The sequence below is a fragment of the Candidatus Binatia bacterium genome, from assembly GCA_029248525.1.
Lineage (GTDB): Bacteria > Desulfobacterota > Binatia > UBA12015 > UBA12015 > UBA12015.
In genome coordinates this window covers 117,527-135,832 of sequence record JAQWJE010000013.1, presented here as the reverse complement: position 1 = coordinate 135,832, position 18,306 = coordinate 117,527, and the positions used below count along the sequence as shown (strand labels likewise).

Annotated in this window: 16 protein-coding genes; 7 read left to right on the top strand and 9 right to left on the bottom strand. The window is 59.4% G+C overall.

The features are described from left to right. Positions 1-6: 6 nt before the first annotated feature. Entirely contained in the window at positions 7-762 is a 756-nt protein-coding gene (locus tag P8K07_03220; GenBank protein MDG1957530.1) for an SDR family oxidoreductase, read from the top strand. Here the strand turns inward: P8K07_03220 and P8K07_03215 are convergent. Beyond that, on the bottom strand, positions 751-1,944 hold the full coding sequence (locus P8K07_03215) for a GNAT family N-acetyltransferase (GenBank protein MDG1957529.1): 1,194 nt from the start codon (positions 1,942-1,944) through the stop codon (positions 751-753). The genes P8K07_03220 and P8K07_03215 overlap by 12 nt on opposite strands. A gap of 58 nt (positions 1,945-2,002) precedes the next feature. Between P8K07_03215 and P8K07_03210 the strand changes: the two genes are divergently transcribed. Both P8K07_03210 and P8K07_03205 read left to right on the top strand, forming a co-directional pair. Continuing rightward, positions 2,003-2,455 (top strand): MaoC family dehydratase, encoded by a 453-nt coding sequence (locus P8K07_03210; protein MDG1957528.1) that lies wholly within the window; start codon positions 2,003-2,005, stop codon positions 2,453-2,455. A 284-nt stretch (positions 2,456-2,739) separates the two neighbouring features. Further along, positions 2,740-3,117 (top strand): hypothetical protein, encoded by a 378-nt coding sequence (locus tag P8K07_03205; protein MDG1957527.1) that lies wholly within the window; start codon positions 2,740-2,742, stop codon positions 3,115-3,117. Between the two features lie 122 nt (positions 3,118-3,239). Here P8K07_03205 and P8K07_03200 read toward each other — a convergent pair whose 3' ends face one another. Both P8K07_03200 and P8K07_03195 read right to left on the bottom strand, forming a co-directional pair. Further along, positions 3,240-4,154 carry a hypothetical protein gene (locus P8K07_03200; GenBank protein ID MDG1957526.1) on the bottom strand — a complete coding sequence of 305 codons (915 nt, stop codon included), beginning with the start codon at positions 4,152-4,154 and terminating at the stop codon, positions 3,240-3,242. 182 nt (positions 4,155-4,336) lie between these two features. After that, complete coding sequence (locus tag P8K07_03195) at positions 4,337-5,254, bottom strand: bile acid:sodium symporter family protein (protein MDG1957525.1); 918 nt, start codon at positions 5,252-5,254, stop codon at positions 4,337-4,339. Positions 5,255-5,374: 120 nt separating this feature from the next. Here P8K07_03195 and P8K07_03190 point away from each other — a divergent pair, with 120 nt between their 5' ends. Beyond that, the gene (locus P8K07_03190; GenBank protein ID MDG1957524.1) at positions 5,375-6,781 is read left to right on the top strand and encodes an MFS transporter; all 1,407 of its coding nucleotides are present in this window, start codon (positions 5,375-5,377) and stop codon (positions 6,779-6,781) included. Here P8K07_03190 and P8K07_03185 read toward each other — a convergent pair. Both P8K07_03185 and P8K07_03180 read right to left on the bottom strand, forming a co-directional pair. Next, positions 6,778-7,836 (bottom strand): phosphotransferase, encoded by a 1,059-nt coding sequence (locus tag P8K07_03185; GenBank protein ID MDG1957523.1) that lies wholly within the window; start codon positions 7,834-7,836, stop codon positions 6,778-6,780. The genes P8K07_03190 and P8K07_03185 overlap by 4 nt on opposite strands. Further along, on the bottom strand, positions 7,836-8,708 hold the full coding sequence (locus P8K07_03180; GenBank protein ID MDG1957522.1) for a ThuA domain-containing protein: 873 nt from the start codon (positions 8,706-8,708) through the stop codon (positions 7,836-7,838). The genes P8K07_03185 and P8K07_03180 overlap by 1 nt, the downstream gene beginning before the upstream one ends. A gap of 132 nt (positions 8,709-8,840) precedes the next feature. On the opposite strand from P8K07_03180, the gene P8K07_03175 reads away from it, so the two are divergent. Then, on the top strand, positions 8,841-9,389 hold the full coding sequence (locus P8K07_03175) for an SRPBCC domain-containing protein (protein ID MDG1957521.1): 549 nt from the start codon (positions 8,841-8,843) through the stop codon (positions 9,387-9,389). On the opposite strand, the gene P8K07_03170 is transcribed toward P8K07_03175, so the two are convergent. Continuing rightward, positions 9,386-11,461 carry a PQQ-binding-like beta-propeller repeat protein gene (locus P8K07_03170; GenBank protein ID MDG1957520.1) on the bottom strand — a complete coding sequence of 692 codons (2,076 nt, stop codon included), beginning with the start codon at positions 11,459-11,461 and terminating at the stop codon, positions 9,386-9,388. The two genes, P8K07_03175 and P8K07_03170, sit on opposite strands and share 4 nt — an antisense overlap. A gap of 247 nt (positions 11,462-11,708) precedes the next feature. On the opposite strand from P8K07_03170, the gene rimO reads away from it, so the two are divergent. After that, positions 11,709-13,085 (top strand): 30S ribosomal protein S12 methylthiotransferase RimO, encoded by a 1,377-nt coding sequence (rimO, locus tag P8K07_03165; GenBank protein ID MDG1957519.1) that lies wholly within the window; start codon positions 11,709-11,711, stop codon positions 13,083-13,085. Positions 13,086-13,097: 12 nt separating this feature from the next. Here rimO and P8K07_03160 read toward each other — a convergent pair whose 3' ends face one another. After that, positions 13,098-14,393 carry a metallophosphoesterase gene (locus tag P8K07_03160; GenBank protein MDG1957518.1) on the bottom strand — a complete coding sequence of 432 codons (1,296 nt, stop codon included), beginning with the start codon at positions 14,391-14,393 and terminating at the stop codon, positions 13,098-13,100. Positions 14,394-14,472: 79 nt separating this feature from the next. Next, the gene (locus tag P8K07_03155; GenBank protein ID MDG1957517.1) at positions 14,473-15,075 is read right to left on the bottom strand and encodes an HD domain-containing protein; all 603 of its coding nucleotides are present in this window, start codon (positions 15,073-15,075) and stop codon (positions 14,473-14,475) included. A gap of 157 nt (positions 15,076-15,232) precedes the next feature. Here P8K07_03155 and P8K07_03150 point away from each other — a divergent pair, with 157 nt between their 5' ends. Next, the gene (locus P8K07_03150; protein ID MDG1957516.1) at positions 15,233-17,113 is read left to right on the top strand and encodes a glycoside hydrolase family 2 TIM barrel-domain containing protein; all 1,881 of its coding nucleotides are present in this window, start codon (positions 15,233-15,235) and stop codon (positions 17,111-17,113) included. On the opposite strand, the gene P8K07_03145 is transcribed toward P8K07_03150, so the two are convergent. Next, a complete protein-coding gene (locus tag P8K07_03145) occupies positions 17,110-18,288 on the bottom strand; it encodes an alpha/beta hydrolase (GenBank protein ID MDG1957515.1) in 1,179 nt (392 codons plus the stop codon). The genes P8K07_03150 and P8K07_03145 overlap by 4 nt on opposite strands. Between the last annotated feature and the right edge of the window lie 18 nt (positions 18,289-18,306).

Sequence of the window (18,306 nt, the reverse complement as noted above, 5' to 3'; positions counted from 1 at the left end):
TAATCCATGCCCGAGGCCAAGGCCAACTTCGACTTCAAAGATGCGCAAGTTCTCGTGACCGGAGGGAGCAACGGAATCGGCTATGCCACGGCTTCAGCGTTCCATAAGGCTGGGGCGTTGGTCACCATCACAGGCACAGCAGCCCATGCCGCCGCATATGATTCGGACTTGTCCGGGTTCGCTTACCGGCAAATGCAATTGGAAGACAACGACAGCGTCGAAGCGGTCGCCCGCTCCCTCGACAGGCTCGATATTCTGGTCAACAACGCAGGTGCCAGTTTGCCCGGAGGCGGCAACGAATGGGACCCTGACGTCTTCGAGCGCGCGGTAAGAATCAATCTCACCTCAGGCTACCGCCTTACACAAGCCTGCCTTCCGCTGTTGGAAAAGAGCAGCCTCTCCGGAGGAGCGGCGGTTGTCGGGATCGCCTCCCTCACCTCCATCTTTGGGCACCCCATGGTGCCAGGCTATGGAGCGGCCAAGACCGGCCTCACGGGTCTGACGCGGGCGATCGCGGTCACTTGGGCGGACAAGAAGATTCGCGCCAATGCGATCGCGGCCGGAATGGTGAATACCCGTATGACATCAATCATGCAGGACATTCCGGAAATGAATGACCCCATCCTCGCACGAACTCCCATGAGGCGATGGGCCGAGCCGGAAGAGATCGCCGACGGCGTGCTTTTCCTTGCCTCGGATCAGGCCCGCTTCATTACGGGCCAGACGCTCGTCATCGATGGAGGCTTTTCATCACTCGGGTAATTCGGGAGGGACAGTCGGTTGCCCCGCCTTCCGCAACGGACTTCTCTCGGCAGCACCCGCGATCACCCGTTCGACCTCTCCACGTTCCGAAACGAGAAACCGGCTGACAGCATCGCCGAGGCGCGGGTCCGCGAACCAATGCATACTGCGGGTCTCTTCCGCATCAAAGCCACGTAGCCACTTGAATTCGCCACCGGCACCTGGCTCGAATCGTTGCAGGCCTGCGTCGATGCAATGCTCGATCGTTGCGTAATAGCAGACATTGAAATGCAGGAAGCGAACTTCTTCATGGGTGCCCCAGTAGCGGCCATAGAGCGCTCCGGACTTCTGCACGTTGAATGTGCCGGCGATTAGCTGCGACCCTCTCATCGCTGTGAAAAAACAGAGGTTGTGCCGGAAACGCTGTCTGAGTAGCTCAAAGAACTCCGGGGTCAGGTAACGCCGCCCCCATGCGTATTTATCGATGGTCGTCAGATAGATCTCATACATCTGCGCAAAAAGGTCGTCGGGGATCTGGTCTCCTACCAGAGGCTGGATTTCGACGCCCTGCTCACCGAGAATTCTTCTCTCTCTCTTCACTTCCTTGCGCCGTTTTTGCTTCAGTGCCGACAGATAATCCGCAAACGAATCGTAATCATGATTGCGCCATTTGAACTGGTAGCCGAGTCGTCGACTATAGCCGACCTCCTCGAGCACAGCCGCCTCGGCTGCGGAGCAAAAATTGATATGGATCGATGAAAGTTCGTTCTCCTTGCAAAGGTCCATCAGGGAGGACCCCAGCAAGCGAACCATCGCCTCACGTGACTCCCCGTCAGCCACCAGGAACCGAACGCCTTCGGCCGGCGTAAAGGGCACCCCAACGAGCATCTTGGGAAAATACTCGATTTGCGCCCCGTAAGCCGCATTCGCCCAAGCGTGGTCGAATACGAACTCGCCCTCGCTATTGCCCTTGAGATAAAGGGGGCACGCAGCGATCAATTTGCCGGACTGCCAAACCGTGAGGTGCTTGGGGCTCCAACCAGTACCTGGCCCGACGCAGCCGGCGTCCTCGAGCGAGGCCAGCCATCCCCATTCGAGAAACGGAGATTCCTCCCCCACGAGAGCATTCCAATCGGACTCGTCCACATCTTGCGAGAGATGGGTGAGAATCCTGATTTCAAGGTTTTGTTCTGATTCCGACACGCAAAAGATCTTTTTCTGGCTCTGGGCAAAGCCCGTGACTCAATGATACCTCAAAATCATGGCGGGAAAATACTTCGAAGAGCTGACACCGGGCACGACGTTCACTCATCAGCCGAGCCGGACCGTCACCGAGACGGACAATCTCCTGATCACAACCCTGACCATGAACGTGCAACCGCTACACCTCGATGCCGAATTCGCGAGCACAACGCAATTCGGTCAAATTCTGGTCAACAGTATGTTCACCTTATCGCTGGTCGTCGGCCTCTCCGTCGCCGAAACCACGCTCGGGACGACCGTCGGCAATCTGGGGTTCGAGAAAATCGATTTTCCCAATCCTGTCTTTATAGGCGATACGATTACTTCACAGACCATTGTGCTGGAATCGCGGGTCTCCAAGTCGCGACCCGATCGAGGAATTGTCCTTTTCGAGCATACCGGTACGAACCAGCGTGACGAGATCGTCTGCCGGGCCCGACGGAATGCGATGATGAAAACCCAAATCAGCTGAAAACCTCCAAATCTCGGCGCTTGCGACACGTCCAAGCCGCAGCGAAGTCCAGCTGAAAGCACTCGAGGCTAAGATACCGGAGCAAATTAGCCGACAACTTTCTCAAGCCCTCCTCAAGACGCGAGAGCGAGAAAGTAAATTTTGGAGTTTTCTGCAGTCCCGGTTTCGGCCGGGAGATCCCCCCCCCTGGATCAATGCGCCAAACTCCCTCCCCCATTTGCCTCCCGCTCTCGCGTCCCCCCCTTCGCAGGGAACAGAGGCCTACAGATTGGGAGCATCCGAGAATGAAATTCAGATCAGGGTTAATCGATTTGTCGCTGGCGGCGATTCCGCTGATCGCCATCGCGATTCCGGCTTGGGTACACGGCCCGGGCCATGAAGGGCGTGTCGATGAAACAACGCTCATCGCCGCCCGGGAAACCGCTACAGCCATCACAGCCCCACCGGGGTCGGATCTGGTCATTGAGCAGTTGTGCGCAGAGTCCTGCGTACTTTGCTCCTCAGAAGGCCTCGGGCAAGACGCCTTTGCCCGAAAGAAGCAGGAATGCGTTCTCCCAAACCCGGGCCTTCGCCTTCTCTCCGGGGAACGACTCTCCTGCCATAATCAATGCCCCTCGATGCACCCGGTGATGGTTCAGGGATCCCTTGTCGATCCTTCTTGAATCAACTCGAATTCATCGCGAACAAAAAAGGGCGCCGGTGCTTGGCACCGACGCCCTTTCTCGTATTTGTGTCTCGAACCCTCCGGGTTCACCCGACGTAGTCGAGGTTTCGAATGAAGAGCCTAGAAGTTCGCGGCTCCGTCGACAAAGGCGCCACTGGGCGACCCACCCGGGTAAATTCCGCTACATGCAGGCTTGTTCCAGGTAGCGTTTGCAGCACCTGCGTAGGCACCATCGATGATTCCAACGATTGAGGCATACTTGGCCCCGACCTTCTTCTCAAGCTTCTCGGTGTTCTTGTCGAGACAGGCCTGCATATTCGCATCGACACCGGCATCGCCCGGGGCACAGGCAGTCAGGCTGTCACTTGTGCCGCCGTTACCCTTCTTGTTCTTGACGTCAGTTTCGCACTTCTCGATGCACTTACCCAAGCCAGAGGCATATTTCGACAGCGTACCTACATCCTTGTACTGCTGTTTCGTGTCCGTCTCGAGCACGCGAACGATCGCTCCAAGGGCATCAATCTGGGCAAGCGTGGCGCGCTCGCCATCGCCAATCTGCCAGGACTCGAGATCCGCGAAGTCCTCGAGGACATCGGTTGTCGTCGAATCGGCATCGCCCGGACAGCCCATTCCCGTGTAGGCATCAGCAGAGCTGACATCCTTCGGCTGCTTCTTCGTGAAATCCTGCTTGTCGGAGCATTTCTCGACGGCCGCATAGAACTTCGGGTTCAGGGCAATGTTCGCGGAGTCGTCGTAGGTCACCAAGTTACAGCTGGCTACCGTTGATCCTGGCGATTCGAATTTGTACGAACATTTGTTGGTCGCCTTGACCACACAAGCAACGTATTTGATGCCCTGCTTGTAGTTGTCTTTTTGTAGGTTCCGAAGAAACTTCTGTGCCTTCGCAATGTCTTTGTCTGGGTTGATTGGGTAATCGGGGTACCAAGCGCTTGCGGGGGCGGCGCCGAGAGCGCTGATCGAGAGAACCGCGGCTGCCGCGATCCCCTGTCTCATAAATTTCGAAATTCCGAACATTTTTTATACTCCTGTTTTTTGTAACGATGATCGCTGTGCGGCCCTGAGATCACGAGCCCCGAGCTTGAATTCAAATTATAATTCCCAAAAGGATGAGTGGCTTCAGCTTAATGAGGTCTCCAATTGCTCTCAAGAGAAAAAGTTCGATCTGGAACAATTTGTCCCAGTATACGGGAGGCTTTTCAGTCTTTTGAGGTTCGTCGCCATCCAGCGGCTAGCAAACTCCCAATGACGGAGTGCGTCACAGCCGAGATGGCAGCGGGTACAGCCGTCAGTGGATTTGCAAAATGCTGGTTTGCCAGGACGACGGCGAGACCGGAGTTCTGCATACCTACTTCAATTGACACTGTGCGTCGAATCGCATCGGGGTAACCGAATAATCGAGCAAGCGAATAGCCAAAGAAGAAACCACCGAGATGAAGCAACCCGACGGCGAGAAGCAAACTGCCTGCAGCTTCGATAATCTCGGCAGACCGTTGTCCGATAATACTCGCGCAGATCATCACGATCGCGAGCACCGCGACCAGCGGTGCCACTGGTTGCACCCAACCAACCAATCGAGGGGCGAACTGATTGAGGACAACCCCGAGTGTGACCGGCAGCAAGACCACTTGCACTGTACTGACAAACAAACCGAACCCATCGACCGGCACCATCGTACCCACGTAGCCACTCGTCAAAACAGGCGTCAAAATGACCGCGGCCAAGGTCGAACACATGGTCATCAAAACCGAGAGAGGCAGGCTCGCGCGAGCGATATACGTCACGACATTTGAAGCGGTACCGCCCGGAGCGCAGCCAACCAGAATGAGCCCGACGGCAAAAGGCGTCGGCAAGTCCAATCCGATGCCGATGACCCAGGCAAGCGCCGGCATCACAAGAAACTGGCAGAAAACGCCGAGCAGAATCGGACGCGGCATCTGCAGAACCTCTCGGAAGTCCTCAAAACGCAAGGTCAGACCCATTCCCAGCATGATCACGGCAAGTCCCCAAACGATGAAGGGTCCCGAAAACCACGTGAAGATCTCGGGCTGCACCAAAGCTGCCGCGCCCGCGAGAAGAACCCATATGGGGAAAAGTCTGGTCAGATTCTCAAGCATGCTCTCTGTATGACCGCTCGAGGGTGCTCGCCGCAAGGGCCGAGAATTCCGGAGACCCCTGCCACCGACACGACAGCAAGGCCCATCGTTTCTTGTCTCGCTTTATGCAAGAGGGTCATCATGACGAGCCCCGCAGACGATCAGATGTCGACAAACGGTGGCGTTTGGCAAAAGGGGCAACGCGCGCTGACCACCGGGCTGCTTCTGGCGGTGATTTTCACAGCATTCGAGGCATTGGCCGTGGCGACGATTCTGCCGACCGTCGTCGATGAGATCGGCGGCTTGTCCATTTATGGATGGGCTTTCAGCGCGTTTATGCTGGCGAACCTGATCGGGATCACCATCGGAGGCGATGCTGCTGACAAGCACGGCCCCGCCCGCCCCTTCGGGATCGGCGGTCTGATCTTTGCGGCTGGTCTGCTTGCCGCCGGTTTCGCCTCATCCATGCCCATGCTCGTCGCGGCCCGCGCTTTTCAGGGACTTGGGGCTGGTGCGCTCGGAGCCGTCGCCTATGTCGCCATTGGTCGTGGCTACAGCCCCGAGGCCAGGCCCAGAATGCTTGCCGCGCTTTCGTCGGCTTGGGTAATCCCCGGAATGCTGGGCCCCTCAATTGCCGGTTGGATGACCGATACCATTGGTTGGAGGTGGGTATTCTTTGCTCTGGCTCCGGCGGTCCTTGCCGGTGCTCTACTGGCCTTGCCGGGTCTGCGCCAACTGGGCATACCCACCCCCGCGAAAGCGCCGAAAAGAGGAGAGCGCCGCCGCCTTCCCATGGCGCTGCTTCTGGTGGCTGGCGCAACCCTTTTGCTCGTGGGACTCGAAAACCCGGGAGAGGCCCGTCGCGGCCTCGCCGCGATCGCAGGCCTCATGCTTCTTGCGCCCGCCCTGAGATCGCTCCTGCCACCGGGCACCCTCACCGCCCGTGCCGGACTACCCGCAGCAACTCTGGTTCTCGGAGGCATCGGCTTTATCTTTTTCGGAGCGGAGGCTTTTGTTCCCCTGGGATTAACCAAGCTCCGCGGACTTTCACCGACCGCCGCAGGGCTACCCCTGAGTTTGGGCTCTGTTTTCTGGACGGCGGGTGCCTGGATTCAAGCGCGAGAGGCGCCCCGCCGCAGTCGGCGCGCCATGATCGCGAGCGGCCTTGTGCTGATCGGCTTCGGGATTGCCGGCACCTCCCTGTGCCTTTCACCTGCAGTCCCGGTAGCGGCGGTATATGCATTCTGGTCGGTCACGGCACTCGGAATGGGCATCGCGTACTCCACAGCAAGCCTCAGCATTCTCGAGGGAGCCGCGCCCGGGGAAGAAGGAAACGCGTCGGCCTCCCTGCAAATAGCCATGAATCTCGGGATCGCGCTTGGCACAGGCGTCGCCGGAGCCATTCTCGCGCTCGGCGTAGCGGCCAGCCAACCGCTGGCCAACAGCCTGAACCAGATCAATCTGGGGATGCTCGCGGCGACGGTCGCAACCCTTCTGGCCGTGATCCGGATCGCCCCCCATCCGCTCGCCGGCCGCTCCGAGCCCTAGAGACGATCCCGAAAATACTCGAACGTTCCCAGATCACGGATCGCCTGATTGGCGCGCTCGGTCGCCGCGCGGCCGATGGCCAGACTTTGCATCCGATCACCGGCCGCGAGTGTCGTCACAGCGGCGATCCAGGCGTAGGCAGAAAATCGTCGATAGTCTTCTTCGATGGTCGCCAGGTCCAACCGGCACCCCCCCGCAGCCAGACTCTCCTGATAGATCGCGAGCAACCTTTTCTCGTGCATGCGCCGGATGTCGGCGGGCATTGAATTACACAAGAAGTAGGCAACATCTCGAACGCCGACGCCGACCGCCGTGCAAGCCCAGTCGAGAAATCCGACCGTCCGGCCTTCGAGAAAGAGGTTCCCGATATGGGGGTCCCCGTGAATCAACGTCGAAGGCCCTGTCTCCAGAAGGTTCTGAAATGCGGCGTTCTTCTCCAGATACAGCCGGCCCAATCGGGAAAACTCCTCCGGCATCTCGGCTTCGAACTGGGTCAATGCCGACTCCACCAGAATCTGTCCCCAATCATTTCGCATCGGGGGCTCGATCCCCTCGATCGCTACTTCCGCACCGTCCCCAATCGCATAGGATGCGTGGAGCTGGCCCAACGCTGCCATCAAGGATTCGGCAAGCGGAAGCACCTTGGGGTCGTCGGGTCCGGGAAAGACACAGCCGGCAACCTCCAGATCTTCAAGCAGCATGAGGTAGGCGGAACCCTCTTCATTCGACACAGCCCACAAGGGACGTGGAACCCTTACCGGCACATGGGCCGCGACATGCTGATAAAAGCGTGCCTCGCGGCGACCCATCCCCGTCGCCAGAACCATTTGTTTCGAAATCTCATTGGTCGGCGGCAACTTGACGAATAAAGAGTTTGCAGGTGCACCCTCGCCCTCCCAGGAAACTTGAATCCGCGCGCGTCCTGTCGTTCCGCTATGCGCATCTACGAGGTCGATCTTTTTTGCCCGGACACCCGGATGTGTTTCCGCCAGAGCTTCGGTCAACCAGGATGCCGAAATCTCCTCGGGGGTTTGCGGCAGCTTCGAGAGATCCATCAGGTGTCCTCGCTTTCACAATCGGCAAGTGCGGGGTCCGCAGCCCAATCAAGTGCGCCCCCCAAAAGTGCCTTCATCTCCGCGGACTGATACGCCGCGGCCTGGTGTCCGAGCGCCGAGAAGAAAACACGACCACGACCCTCGCAATGGCTCCATACGACCGGGTGATCGCCCATCGCGATATCCGTGTCCATCCAGAAGAGACTGAAGGTCGGATCGTAGGTGCGCTCATCAACCCTGACCAGAACATCGACACCCTTGTCCCGCGGGCTCTCGGCAAAGGAATACCACTCCTCATTATGCGTCCACGTGGCAGGTAATTCCCGCGTCGCGGGATGATCGGCATTCTCGACAATCGCAGTCGCGTCCTGAAACTGCGGTCCCATCGTATGCATGGTAAATTGTGCACGAATAAAGTTCTCTGGATGCCAATCCCAATCATAGGAGGAATCTCCCCCGGCCCCATGAATGGCAATCGCCCCGCCGCCTGAGATCAGCCATGCCTGCCAGTCCTTTTTTTGCGCCGGATTCAGAGTGTCGCCGCTGGTGTTGTTCCACACCACCACCGTAAACCTCGCCAGGTCGATCGGATTGAAAATCGCACCATTTTCGGTCGCAAAGACGCTCCAGCCCCGTTCCGCTGCCAGTTTCGTCAGCAGGGCATTTGCCGCCGGAATCGCCTCGTCGTGTCGAAAGCCATTCGTCTTCGAGTAGAGCAGCACTGCAGGCTTCTTTATTGTGGAGGGGACTTCGGGCGCTGTCGTTTCATAGGTCTTTGACGGAAAAAATACCCGCAGGGTCGAACACCCACCGAACAAGAGGAGCGATAGCCCCAATAGACCCGCGCTGCGCAAGACTCGCTTCGACATCATAAACAACTTCCTTCCAGCCTGATCGTTGACGCGACCGCCGTGATCCGTCACTCCGATAGTTATGGGAATAGGGGAAAGTGCTCGGGAGCGGAACCGATCCTGCAAAAAATCGGGCTCAGGAGGAGATTGGTGATGCAAATATTTCTCTGGGGTATTGTGCTGCTGATGGGAATCGGGGGGGCAGGCGTCCTCTTCCTCCGTTCCTATGATGGCGAAGCTGCTGTCTATGTGGTCGAGCATCGCGTGCGCTTCCCGGGCACCCGGGAGGCTGCCTGGGAAATTTTGACGCGCGCCGATTTATTCCACGACTGGAACCCTTATGTGAAAAAAATGGAGGGCATCCTGCAGCCGGGAGAGATGCTCCGAGTCACCATTGTTCAGGAAAACTGGAAGCTTCCCGTTGTCGTTCGCCCCAAAATCGTAACCGCCACCGCTCCCTCCGTGCTTCATTGGCACGGAAGCATTCTGGTGTCCGGCTTTCTGGAGACGGACCATAGCTTTCACTTCGCAGAGGTCGGCGAAGGCGAAGTCGAATTTGTCCAACGGGAGGAGTTCCGTGGCTGGCTGGCGCACCGAATGAAAGACAACGGATCGCAGCGCTACACGTTTGAGGCATTCGAACGAATGGACCTCGCTCTGGTCGAGCGGGTCCGGGAACAAACCAGTCAAGCCCGCCCCTAGGGCAAGGCGAAGGCAACGTAGGAACTTCCCGAAGGCTGTTCCAGCTTTCCTCCTCCGGCGGCGATCACGACGAACTGTCGACCTCCAACCGCGTAGGTGGCCGGTGTCGCGAACCCGGGTGCCGGAAGATCAGCCTGCCAAAGAACCTCGCCGGTCCTCTGGTCGAAGGCGCGGAAGCGGCTGTCGGGGGTTGCCGCGAGAAACAACAAGCCGCCCGCCGTCGCCACGGGCCCGCCATAGTTCTCGGCACCCAGACCGGAATCGCCACTGGCAAGAACCTTCGGGTAGTCCCCCAGAGGCACCTGCCAGCGAATCTCGCCGGTCTGCATATCGATCGCCGAAAATGTTCCCCAGGGAGGCCGAGATGCCGGCAGGAAGTCGGGGTCCAGGAATCTCTGATACCCGGCGCTGATATATTCCAGATCACCGCCGGCCGCTGCCCATTTTGAGGGCGCGTCGTATTCATCGGCGAAATAAATATAGCCAGCGAGACCCGCGAGTTCCCACCATTCGGTCATACCTCCGAAGCCGGGCATTCGCCCCCGCCCGTCCCGCATGACCCGGTAGATTTCCAGATAGGACAACCGATCGGTCACATCGAGGAGCGAGGGGATCCCGGCCCCATCGCCCTTCATATCCATGCCATGACAACCGGCGCAGGCCAGCGTGTAGCCCCCCGCGGGGTCCGAGAAAGGATCGAACCCCTTCTCCACGGCCACCATCTTGACGATCCAAGGCACCTGATTAGCGTTTATGAAAAGTAATTGGCTTTGTTCATTCCAAGCCGCGCCGCCCCATTCCGCACCTCCGTCGAGCCCCGGATATTGAATCGTGCCCGCCAGACTCGGCGGCTCGAAAAGCGGTCCGAAGCGCAGCTCGGCGAGACTCTCGCGAACCGCCGCGGCCGCTACCTCATTGCGATCGGTCACGTCGCGCAGAGTAAATTCCTGTCGAACGAATGGCCGGGGCAGCAAGGGCCGCGGTTGGGTCGGCGAGGCAACTTCCCCGTCAATGGTGCTCGACGGAACAGACCTCTCCTCGATCGGAAACAGCGTCTCGCCGGTATCGCGGTGGAAGACATAGGTATCTCCCGTTTTTGTGACCTGCGCGACTGCAGGAATCTCGACGCCGTCGCGCTGCAAAACGACAAGATTCGGCGGCGCCGGTAAATCGCGATCCCAGAGATCATGGTGCACAATTTGCTGATGCCAGCGCCGCGTGCCGTCTCTCGCGTCGAGTGCCACCAGGGAGTTTGCGAAGAGGTTATCCCCGGGACGCTCACCCCCATAAAAATCGCCCGCTGCCGAACCCGTGGGAACGAAAACCAGACCACGCTCCTCATCCACGGCCATCCCGGCCCAGGCATTCGCACCACCCGCGGTCTCGGCCGCGTTGGGCTGCCAGGTCTCGGCTCCGAATTGACCTGCGAGCGGAATGGTATGAAAAATCCATCGCATCTCACCGGTCCGCACGTCGAACGCACGCACATGTCCGGGAGCAGCGCCCGCCATTTCATTCACGCGCCCCCCGACAATCAGAAGGTCGTCGAAAAGTGCCGGAGGCGTGGTCAGCACAACGCCCATGATATCGTCACCGACGTCTCGGCCCAGGTCTTCCCGCAGATCCAGACGGCCCTGATCAGCAAAGGAGGTGATCGGCTTACCGCGCAAGGGGTCCAGGGCATACAGGTAGGGTCCTACCCCGAAAAAGATTCTCTCCTCTTCCCCCTCGGACCAGTAGACCGCGCCTCGGGTGGCGGTCCAGACCTCGACTTCGGCACCCGGATCAAAGCTCCACAACTCGTTGCCGGTGGCCGCATCCAGAGCAAAGAAGCGCATCGTGGGCGAGGCACCGTAGAGGACCCCTTTGACAATCAGAGGATTGAATTGAATCTGCGTGCCACCGGCGGGATCCGCCCCTCCGGCATCGTACACCCATGCAACCTCGAGGTTAGCGACAGTTTCCCGATTGATCTGCTGGAGCGGTGAGAAATGAGCCCGTGATCGGTCGCCCAGATAGCTCCGCCATTCATGCTCCGGAATCTGCTCCTCGGAGGATCGAACTTCTGCCACTCTCGGCGCTGGATCTGGCGTGGAACTGCAACCCATGCCCCAGCCACAGAGAACGATCAGCAAAGCCGAAAGTATTCCTCTGGCTGAAAGTCCCGGTATTTCGCACTCTGAACCCGAACCCCTCAGCTGATTCGCTCCCTTGATCCCTGCCGGCATATATCTTCTCCTATGCATCCAGACCCCCGAGGACAAACCGCGGCAGGAGGCTTGCAAAGCGCGACGCGCCAATGAGTGCTAGACTCCCCCAATGCCACGGAAGGTTCATTTTGTGTCGCTGGGCTGCGCGAAAAATCGCGTCGACACGGAAGTCATGCTTGGCGTGACTGATCAGCGCGGGCTCGCGATCACGGCCGACCCCCTCGAAGCGGAGGTCATCGTCGTGAATACCTGCGGTTTTATCGGCCCCGCGAAGGAAGAATCCGTCAACACCATTCTCGAGATGGCTCGCTACAAGGCCGAGGGCGCCTGCGAAAAACTCGTCGTCGCCGGCTGCCTGACGCAGCGTTACGCCGACGAGGTCGGCGCCGAGATTCCCGAAATTGACCATCTTCTGGGCTCGAGCGATATGCTCAAACTTGGTCCGATTCTGGATCAGGATGCCGAGCGCATGCAGGTGGGCAACCCTGCGGATTACACAATGCGGGCGGAAGACCCTCGCATCCTGACGCAAATGGGCCATAGCGCTTATCTGAAAATTGCCGAGGGCTGTAATCGCAGCTGCAGTTTCTGCGCCATCCCCGGCTTCCGCGGCAAGCAACGTTCGCGCCCCATCGCAGATCTGGTTCGAGAGGCGACGGCACTCGTAGATGCCGGCGTTCGCGAGATCTGTCTGATCTCTCAGGATACCATCGCCTATGGGAGGGACCGCGAGGAGCGCCCCAACCTCGCCGGCCTCGCAGAAGCTCTCGCCGACATCCCCGATCTGGAATGGCTTCGACTCCATTACCTCTACCCGGAAAAACTCGACCCCGACCTGCTCTCTCTGATGGACCAACACCCGACGGTGCTTCCTTACGTCGATATGCCCTTCCAGCACGCGAGCAATGATATGCTTCGCTCCATGCGACGGGGCCACGGCGGCCAGCGCTTGCGCGATACCGTCGATCGACTGCGACAGTCGGTCCCCGAACTTGTCCTGCGAACCACATTCCTTGTTGGACATCCGGGTGAAACCGATGCCGATTTCCGCGAGCTCTGCGACTTCCTTGACTACGCATCGCCGGATCATCTCGGCGTGTTCGCCTATTCCCATGAAGAAGGTACTCCCGCCGGCGACCGCGACGACCTTGTGCCAGAGGAGGTCGTCGAAGAACGACAACGCGAGCTGCTGACCCGACAGCGTGAATTCAACGCGGCTCGGCTGCGCCAAAAAGTTGGCTCCGAAATCGAAGTGCTGGTTGACGGTCTCAGCGAAGAAACGGATCTTCTGCTCGAAGGACGCTGGTGGGGCCAGGCACCGGACGTCGACGGCAAAATCACTTTGGCCAACGGCGCAGCCCAACCCGGTGATTTTCGGCGCGCCATCGTGACAGCGGCATCCGAATACGATCTGATCGCGGACCTGCTCGATGAGGACGGGCAAAGGGATACCCCCGCCGATACCTCCGCCGACGACTACGCCTGATATCTCTGGCGGTCAGGCCGAGCGAAGATTCAGCATGGCAATCTCGGGGGGGATCCCGAGACGCAGCGGGTACCCATAGAAACCCACACAACGGGTGACATAGAGGCGCGTCTCGTCGTCGCGCATAAAGACGCCCTGATCGGGAAAGCCCGCAGCGCCCACCACTGTCCAGAGCGCACCCTGACCCCAGGGAATTCCGATATGCCCTCCATGCGTGTGCCCGGAAAGCACGAGATTCGAGGCACCCGTCGGCACGTGCAACCACTGACTCGGATCATGGAGCAGCAGGATCCGGGGTTCACCATCATGGGGTCCCATCCCGCGGGTATTCGCAGCGTAGGCCTGTGCCCGATCTCGGTCGCGCCCCACATAATCCAGACCGCCGACGCGGACTTCTTCCCCGGCAAATTTCAGGGTCGCCTGTTCATCCCGCAGGAGATTCACTCCGGCTTCGCCCAGCTTGCGGGGAAATCCGATCGGGTCGTCAAAATCGTGGTTCCCCCGGCAGGCCCATTGGCCCAGAGGTGCCTGAATCTTCGCAAGCGCCGGATAGAGCGGCGCATCAAAGTCCCCGTCACGATGGGTCAGAAAATCTCCGGTGTGCATGACGATATCGGGCTTTGCCTGGTTGGTCAGGTCAGCCACTCGTTGCAATCGGATGGCGTCCATCGCTCCACCGACATGAATATCGGATAAATGAGCAACGCGGAGACCGTCCAGAGAGCGTGGCCAGTTCGGCAAATAGATCTCGCGCTCCTCGACCTGGAAATCATAGGATGTCCCCACTCCCGAGAGCGAGATCGCGAAAGGAATACCTGCTGCGGCCACAACCGATCCTTCGAGAAATCTCCGCCGCTCCGGCGACACCGCCGGGACCGAACCGCGACTACTTCGCCGCAGCAGTCCCCACAAACGGCGGCCCGTACCGCCGAACAAATAGCCAAAAAAGACAATCGCATGGGCGCTATACCAAACCGGACCCACCCACATAAAACCCGGGCCCCCCATCCAATGTCCTTCCGCTGCCCCTCGTGCCGCGACAAGTTGCACCACCATGAATAAATCCAACGGGCAACTCAGCAATCGGTAGATCTGGCCCGGCAGGTTCCAATTCGACTGACCTTGCAAGGTCCGATCGAGGCGGAGTCTCGCCCAGGCGAAGCCGCCAAATGCCACTAGGCCCATGAGAATCAGACCCAGCCGCCGCGATAGCGGGTAGGAAGACCAAAAGAGAAGTCCCACGCCGGGCAAGAGACCGAGAATCCACAACCACCCGCGAAGGACACTATCTTTCAAAAACCAGCGCATACTGCCTATATCCAACCACGATTCGGATCGTTGGCAAATACGCCTGTCGCGAACTTTCTCGACGAACTTCCCCGCGCAATTACGCCAAAAGACCCAAACGCTCGTCCAACCGAGCCGATGCACGCACGAGTTCTCGAGCGGCCCGGTGCCCGTCCTTCTCGAGAATCCGGGCGATTTCCCGGTAATACCAGGCACTTCCTTCCCGCCCGCCGCTAAAGCGAGGCCAAAGATCCTCGCCGACCACCTCATAGTCGGCCAGAACATCGGTCAGGTTGTGGAGCTTGTCGCAGGCCGTCACAAGACGGCAACCCGGAGACGCATCGACCAGTCGCGCCAGAAACTCCTCCTTGCGCTCCTGCCAGGGACGTTTGGTCTCAACCGTATCGTCGACCAAGCTGTCGCTGCATTCGGCAACGATGCCTGCGACACGCAAGCCAAAACGCCTCCCGATGACGTCCAGGACGGCGTGGCCGCCCTGATCTTCTGCGGCATCGTGGAGAAGGGCCGCCATCGCTTCATCCTCGTCACCGCCACACTCCAAAACCATCGAGGACACGGCCATCAGATGGGCGAGGTATGGGGTTTCCTTGGCCTTGCGCCGCTGTGCAGCGTGAAGCCTCGCGGCGTAGGCAAAGGCCTCCGTAAACCGCTCTCCCAGGAGATTCCTTTCGACGTCTGCCATGGTCCCGATCTACCCCGAAGCAGTGGCGGAAGAAACCGGGGCAAAAACGAGGGCAGGTTTTCGTTGCCTTCCCGCCTGCGATCGACCAAAACATGCATACACGCGCCACCGGGACGCAGAGAGAGCTCTGGTGGTCCTCGGCGCCGAATCGATGCCCATGAAAAAGACCGCCAAGTACGAATGGAAAGCCGCCCGGAACCCTCTGCAAAGCCGTTTTGCGAAGGATCTGCGCCCGGAGAACCCTCTGCCGGAATACCCGCGCCCTCAGCTCGTTCGAGAGGGCCCCGAGGGAGATTCGGGCTGGCGGTCGCTCAACGGGCTCTGGCGCTTCGGAACGACGCGCGCTGGTGCACCAACCGAACTTCAGGATCGAGAAATCCTGGTTCCCTTTCCGATCGAGTCCTCGCTATCCGGCATAGGCGAAGCCCTCAAACCGGGGCAATGCCTTTGGATGCAGAGGTCCTTTTCGGTGCCGCAGAGCTGGCATCACCGACGCGTGATCCTCCATTTCGGGGCCGTCGACTGGGAGGCGCAGGTCACGATCAACGGGAAAATCATCGGCGCTCATCGGGGCGGCTTTGGCAGCTTCTCGTTCGATATTACAGACGAGCTGCGGCGCGATGCCTCCAACGACCTCCGCGTGGCCATCGTCGATCCGACCGGACAACAGGGGCAGGCTGTAGGCAAACAATCTCTGCGCCCCAAGCTTGTTTTTTATACCGCGGTCTCGGGGATCTGGCAGAGCGTCTGGCTGGAGGCTGTTCCTGACGCCTCGATCCGCAAGCTGCGCCTCGAGCCGCAGACAGGCGGCGAGGAAATTCTCGTCACCCCGGAGATCTCGGGCGATGCCGCAGGCCTGCACATTCGGCTGACCGCAAACGCCGACGCCTTTCCCGAAGGTGGCGGCGCCGCCCAAGTCGTCGCCCTCGGCGAGACCTCCCCCGGCGGAACCCTGGCACTCCGCCCGGAAGCGCCGCGCCTCTGGTCCCGCGAGGATCCACATCTCTTCGGCCTTCGTGCCGAACTTTGCCGTGGCGAACAGGTCCTCGATACGATCGAATCCTATTTTGCCCTGCGATGGTTTGATACAAGCCTCGACATTCACGGGAAACCGCGCCTGCAATGGAATGGCGACCCGGTCTTTCAGCTCGGCCCTCTCGATCAAGGTTACTGGCCGGATGGCCTCTATACAGCCCCGACCGATGAAGCGCTTCGCTTCGATGTCGAACAGATCCACCAGATGGGCTTCAACATGGTGCGCAAGCACATCAAGGTCGAACCGATGCGCTGGTACCACCATTGCGATCGACTCGGCCTTGCTGTCTGGCAAGATATGCCATGCGGACCTGTCGGAACTCCGTTTTTCGCATCGATGGCCTGGCACCTCGCTACGGGCAAGCATATCCGCGATGACCGGATGCGTTGGCGTACCGGCCGATCCGGACAAGCCAACCGCGACGCGTTTCACTTGGAATTGGACGAAATGGTTCATCAACTCCGCGACGTACCCTCGATCGTCGGCTGGGTGCCCTTCAACGAGGGTTGGGGCCAATTCAACTCGGCCGATGCCGTCGAGCGGATTCGGGCAATCGACAGCAGTCGCCCGGTCGACGCGGCCTCGGGCTGGTTCGATCAGGGAGCGGGCGATTTCGTGAGCGCCCACCATTACCCTTCCCCGCGAATGCCGTCTGTGGAAGACGCGCGGGCACAAGGCTGTTCGGAATATGGCGGCCTCGGATCCATCGAACCCGGGCACACCTGGGAAGAAAAGCGAAAGTTCGTCTACCGGATGATGGACTCACCGGAGGCATTGACCGCCGAGTATTTGCGTTTGTTGGGCAAGCTCCGACCTTTGATCGAAAAGGGTCTTTGCCAGGCGGTCTACACCCAGATCACGGATGTCGAGATCGAAATGAACGGCCTTCTGACCTACGATCGAGACGTCGAAAAACTGGATTTCGAGAAGATCACCCAAGCCCATGAGGAACTTCTTGCATTCGCCCGACAGCATACCTCCGGCATCGGAACGCCTGACTAGAAACGTTCGGCAATCCAGGCAGCCACCTGCTCCATCGCCGCGACTCGATGACCTTCAAGGTAGTGGGGCGCCCCCTCCAACTCGATATAGGTCGTGTCCGCCGCGCCGGCTGCATCACGAATCGCACGCGCCTGTGAAAGCCGAATCTCCGTATCCGCGGTCGGATGCAAAATCAGGGTCGGGCACGAAACTCGAGGCATCGTATCCGCCAGGCGTGCAGGTGAAGAAATACTCGACCAAGTCGACAGCCAGCCGCGCGGCGTCATGACACGCCCCAATCCAAAACTGGAATAGTTCGATTCGAAAGGATCGGGGAAAGCAAAAAGAGAGCCCATCGGACGATCATCAGGCTCGAGCGAAAGATCGAGGTAAGCCGGGTTGGCCAAAGTTCGATACGTCACCATATACGGGGTGTAGAGACCTCGGCGCCGACCGTCTCGCCAATCGTCGCTTCCCACAGAAGCCCCGCGTGCATCCGCGCGGCCCTGCTTCCCGATGGCCAAAGCCTCGCGTGCTCGCGAGTCGATCCGCTCGATCCGAGACCGCTGTGCCTGACGGTAGCGTGCCACCCACGCGGGATCATAGCGGCAGGGTTCAGGCCAGGGGCGCCAACCATTCTTCGGGTCGTACATATCCAGGTCCGCATTTACGCTCAGAGCATCCGCCTCATCGACTACCGAAGGATCGATCACCTGCTCCATGAAAACACCTTCGCCAGGGTGTGCGGCACAACCGATCCACGCGTCACCGCATTTCGTCTCGGCCTGCGCCAGGGCCATCAAGGATCCGCCGCCCGAATTCCCGAAGAGAATCACCTGATCCGCACCACGCGAACGCATTTCCTCTACCGCAGCAACGACATCCAGAACACAGTTTTCATGAAGGCAATCCGCGTCGTTATTCAGGTACCTCGTGGCGAAGCCGAACACCGCATAGCCGGCCGCAGCCAGAAGCGGGCATGCATAATGATGGGAAAAATCACCACGAGGGTGCGATAATACCACTGCGGTCTTCCAAGCTTCACCGGTCGGTGGCGTCCACAGAACGCCCCGCACCAGAGCTCCATCGGCCGTCCGAATCCGTATATCTTCACGCCGCGGCGCGACGGCCGGCGCATCGACGTCCTGCGGCCAAAAGCTCATTCCAATCGGTCGTTCATCCCATACGAGTTCCATGCAGGGATCCAATCACGA